We start from the raw sequence: 4,965 nt of genomic DNA, 5'->3' as shown, positions 1-4,965 counted from the left end.
AGCCGTAGCCAATAAACTCTTACACATCTTGGTGTTTATCTTTGTTTAGTTTTCAATGAGCTTTGTGTCACTTTGGAAACGCTTCGTTCCTTACCGCGACAACTTCTATATCATAACACGAGTTACTTCTTGGTGTCAAGAATACTTTTACTTTTTCTTTAACTTAATTTTTCACTCGCTCGCTTGTTTGTAGTTCTCACAACAACAAGGTCTTTATAATAACATGTCGTTTAAGTTAATGTCAAGAACTTTTCAAAGAAAGTTTTCAACTTTTAAACTGACACTTCCGACTTAACTTTCGCTTTCGGAGTTGTTTATCGCCTCGTGACGACAAGAAATAATATAACATGGAAGCAATCATTCTGTCAAACCTTTTTTAAGCTTTTCTTAATATTTTTATTCAGTTTAATTAACAAACTTATACTGACGCAGTTTTCATCTTAAATTTTATTGTCTTATTTTCCCTTTTTAATCTGACATAATGCGGCACTTCGATTGGATAAATTTAAATCACTTCAAATTCGCCAGTAAAAAACTTAAATTATTCTTTTTAGAAACGATTTTATATTTAACATTGTTGATTTTTTCGAATAAGTTGACCTGCTCTATTCATTTTACCTATACTTACGATAAAAAAAATTTTATCATCGATTATTTTTCAAAAACTTTAACACTTATGTTTTACATGCTGGGCCAACTATACTTAAATTCCATCTTTAAATAATTTTATTTACAAAGTCTTTTGTTGTCTTGTGTGGAAACCTTATATATTTTAAACAACGTTTTTTTAAATCCTAACTCTGCGCTCATATATAATTCTGTTTACATTGGATTCTCTTTTATTTAAAAATAAGTTAAAGACTGATAAAGTCTCCCGTGGTTCTAAATCACGAGATTTTGTTTCACAGTTATTCATTTACCATACAATATCGCTTTTATTTATTTGCAACTATTATAAACTCCACTTAATTAATTATACATAAAGGCTAGCTTAATACCGTTGACTTAAATATACTATTCCTTTTTATGTTTAGTTTCACTCAGTACTTTTGCCTATATCATTGTGGATAAATCTTGAATTGTTTATTATCCACACTTATCTCACTCGTGTTAGACTTTCAACACAATCGTCAATGACTTTTTCTCTATAGATAACATATCTACTTTGTCTAATGTAAATTAGTTATATAAAATTTAACGTTGAGTTAGTGAGGAATTCGACGTGGATGGTTTGCTATGTGAACACTCTAATATAATCTTTCGATGCAGTGAATAATATAAGTCGGTTCGAAATTAACCATTTAAGCAAAGCGCCTATTAACTTAACCTCTTCTCCTAAGAGTCATGTCTAGAAACACATAATTTAATTATCATTTGGGACGAGTCTCAAAATCTAACGTCTTATGAATACACAGCAAAATTTTTTGGGTTATTCCATTGATAAAATGATCTTAGGGTTACATTAACCATTGTCTGATTTGTTACGTTCAAAAAACAATGCCATTATTTGCGATCCACACAATATAGAAATTCGTAAACTATACAACAATTTTTATAGTTTAGATTTTAGAATAGATATATTTACTTTTTTCTAATTTATTTTATATCGTCTTGGTAACAATCAGTACTTTTACACTTTTCTTATAGTCATTCATTTCTGCAAAATAACTTTGTCCTTATACGCTGGATTCAAAGAGCCGCACGTTATCAATTTAACGCATTGAGTTGGGAAAATTTCCCCTTATTGTTTGAACAGTTTAATACTCCCATCAAGATAGATAAAGTGTCATGTATAAATTTAGACGACTGACGACATGAACTAATATATTATATTTTTCATTTGAACATTTATAATCACAATCTACTTTTAGTATTTCACCTACCTAAAACTCAAATTTTCATTAAAACTTTTGTTTTTATCCTTTAATATAAAGTCGATTCCCTTGATATATATATATTTATCATTAGTGGTTAATTTAAAATACGCAGTGTCTTCCATTCTAAACAGTATGACACTAAAAGTGTTTTATCCATTTTAGACTGATTAAAAGAAAATACGCTCATTAAACAAATTGTCTTGTAATGGATATATTCGTTATAACCCATTATTGTTGAGTTTGATAGTCTCTTGAAATAATAATTCCCCCTACAATAAGCCCACTTTTAAAAAAGTTCTATCGACGAACACTCCTATGGTTGTTGTGAAACACAAGCAAAAGCACCTCCAACAAATGCGCCAGCAAACCTATACTGCTTTCCAAAGGTTAACTGCTCTTTTAATTCCAAACTTAGTAAGTAATCTAAAACTAACTGCTTGATCGATTTTCGTCAACACTTTTCCTGGAACTATTTTTACTCAAGCAAACATCATTTTGTTTCCAATAACAATTCCAGATTTCTTCACAATATTTGAAACTGAAGCTCCAGCTAAAGTTGCATACACAAATGTCTGTACTTGATCACTTTTTAATTTATAACTCATGATTACTGCAATCATTCTCATTTGAAATAGTATTACATTTGTGAAATTTGTTGGTAATACAACTGGCAAAGTAATCAGACCTCCATTCCCTTTATCAAATCCCAATGTCGTTGCTTTTGTGCTCCAAAGAAAAAATCTAAAATGTGAGAAATATATCAAGCAGACTTTTGCAGATAGTCGCATTTATGTCATCCTTGATAATTTGCTTGACTATCTTTTAGCGCGGTTAGAACGAAAAGGGAACCGTTGGGTTCATGAAGTCACTAAAAATAGACCCGAAAAAGTATATGCCCTTGAAAAACAACACTTAATTCCAGCCTTCTCCTTGCCTTCTTTCGAAAGCACTTACACTGCAAGCATATCAAGATTTAGCCACAAGGACAATACGGTGGTCTATCAAAACAATCGTTAGTCTCTTCCTTTAGCGAGTTACCAGGCCTGACCAAATAAGCGTGTATTGATTGACGTTTCTGAAAATGAATGACATTTAATCCATCCTCAAACCCTTGAAGGCATTGCTTCCCATTCCGTGTGTTATGTTAAGAGACAAGCTAATCAGAAATCAGCCATAAACGTGACCGTTCTTAACAGATTAAAGGATTGAAGCAACAGGTCTATCAGGCTTTCACTGCAGATGAAATGACTCAAACCTTTATGATCCAGCTCTTAACGAAATACCAACGGTATCGGCGAGACAAATTTCAGATTATTCATGTGCTTTACTCGAATCAAATCACCCACTGACGCTCAAGCCCATTCAGGGCTGTTATGAACGGAAGTTATGGAGTACCAATGATATGAAAAACATGGCCAAGCACCTTGAACACCATAAGACTTTAACGCAACAGACCAATGTGGCCAAGATGAACAGAAGCCATGGCCTTCTAGATCACACTATGACGTCACCGTCCGTTCGACGGAAACCTATACTGCGATTTTAGAAGCGGGAGAAGAAGCATAAGTCAATCGGTTGAAGTAATTTAAGCCTCATTAAACAACTGCGTTTAGCGGAAATGTCACAGCTTTGACCGCAACTATTGCGGCAAGCTGAGACATATTCTTGGACCCATATGAAATTATTAATGGAAATAAAGTATTTTGAATGGAAACAATGTGAAGCTAAAGGGATTCAACGGCGATTAAAACGGGCTCATTATCTTTACCGTAACCCCTTATCCAGCTTTGATGTGTCCTCTTTCCCAGCGCCAACTAAACCAACTTGCGACATTAAATTTGGTTAATTTAATCTTACTGGATCCACCCAGAGTCGGTAAACCAGCCTTGAGTGTGTGGCTGGGCTTGGAGGCCATTCAACGCGCTTATCAATTTTTTACATTACCATGGACGAGCTGACGTCTGTATTAGAAACAGAGTTATGTACACGACAGTCACAAATCCATTTAAAACGCGTTCGAAGTGTGGGTTTAGACATTATCAATCATTTAATGTGCTTAGCGATGGATTTCTATAAAGCCAAGCTTTTTTCAACTTAATAATCATTTCTATGAACAACCTTCGGTTATTTTAACGTTCAATAAAGCTCCCGACCAATTGAATGAGCTAATGGGCGGTTAAAGCATTATCCCAGCGATTTTAGACCGTTTATTACTCCGTGTAGAAGTCATTCAAATGGACGCTGATAGCTATCTCATGAAAAATAAACAAAAAAATATTTAACTAACAAAAGTGTAAAATTCTACTTAGCAAAATCTAAAATTGTAATTGACGATTACATTTTTCTTTAACATCCTCTGTATGATAACTCTCTACTAATTTTGAATACAGTGGCTTATCTTTATTTTCTTCTAAACATGTCATGGTATAATCTAAAATAAACTTTTTATAATTATATCGATAGTAAAAAGATATATCGTTTATTTTGTTTGGTTGTAAAGGAAGAATTAAATATGAAACAATGTCGTTATTTTCAATGGTCATTCATATTGTCAATCTCTTATTATCCTCAAATAAATTTGTTTATGCTCAAGAGGGATCTCTAGTATCTGAAAGTAATTTAGAGAAGTATATAACACACAAAATGGAGATGACGTATATGTTGTTGATGATACGGGGGCAAAGTACGTTTTTGACGCTGAGGACGCAGTATATATATTAGACGAAATAGACATCTCAATGAAACAATCCCATATGCTACTGCTGAACCAGATTATAGTGAATGTGGAGGGACATCGGCTACTGGCAGTAAAGCTGCTGTTTTGAGATATAGCGCAACTGGCCTGAATCTATTATGATAGAAACCAATCAATAAAGGATAATAACCCTATTTATACTTTCTATATCCATCAACTCTCAAAGTTTTACAGCCATAATAAAAGCATAAAAAAAAGCAGTTTCTCATGTGGGTGAGAAACTGCCAAGCTGATACCGATGGTCGGGGTCGAACCGACACGCCCGTGAGGGCACAGGATTTTGAGTCCAGCGCGTCTGCCAATTCCGCCACACCGGCATTAATGATATGCTTT

General features: G+C 33.7%; 3 protein-coding genes and 1 tRNA gene. 2 read left to right on the top strand and 2 right to left on the bottom strand.

Annotated elements, in window-relative coordinates:
• Nucleotides 1–2,356: 2,356 nt before the first annotated feature.
• The gene (locus tag ACTQ45_RS13475) at nucleotides 2,357–2,497 is read right to left on the bottom strand and encodes a hypothetical protein (protein ID WP_441764029.1); all 141 of its coding nucleotides are present in this window, start codon (nucleotides 2,495–2,497) and stop codon (nucleotides 2,357–2,359) included.
• A gap of 25 nt (nucleotides 2,498–2,522) precedes the next feature.
• Here ACTQ45_RS13475 and ACTQ45_RS13470 point away from each other — a divergent pair, with 25 nt between their 5' ends.
• Nucleotides 2,523–2,894 carry a hypothetical protein gene (locus ACTQ45_RS13470; protein ID WP_441764028.1) on the top strand — a complete coding sequence of 124 codons (372 nt, stop codon included), beginning with the start codon at nucleotides 2,523–2,525 and terminating at the stop codon, nucleotides 2,892–2,894.
• 658 nt (nucleotides 2,895–3,552) lie between these two features.
• Nucleotides 3,553–3,723, top strand: coding sequence for a hypothetical protein (locus tag ACTQ45_RS13465; protein WP_441764027.1), 171 nt, complete (start codon nucleotides 3,553–3,555; stop codon nucleotides 3,721–3,723).
• Nucleotides 3,724–4,865: 1,142 nt separating this feature from the next.
• On the opposite strand, the gene ACTQ45_RS13460 is transcribed toward ACTQ45_RS13465, so the two are convergent.
• Nucleotides 4,866–4,949: transfer RNA gene (locus tag ACTQ45_RS13460), tRNA-Leu, on the bottom strand.
• Nucleotides 4,950–4,965 lie beyond the last annotated feature (16 nt).

Source organism: Fundicoccus sp. Sow4_D5 (assembly GCF_052116365.1).
Lineage (GTDB): Bacteria > Bacillota > Bacilli > Lactobacillales > Aerococcaceae > Fundicoccus.
Note: the sequence above shows the minus strand (reverse complement) of the source record. Positions and strands in the feature narration are given on the sequence as shown.

Coding starts and splice junctions, on each gene's coding strand:
- ACTQ45_RS13475 (WP_441764029.1), bottom strand. CDS start 2,497: ATGATTGCAGTAATCATGAGTTATAAATTAAAAAGTGATCAAGTACAG.
- ACTQ45_RS13465 (WP_441764027.1), top strand. CDS start 3,553: ATGAAATTATTAATGGAAATAAAGTATTTTGAATGGAAACAATGTGAA.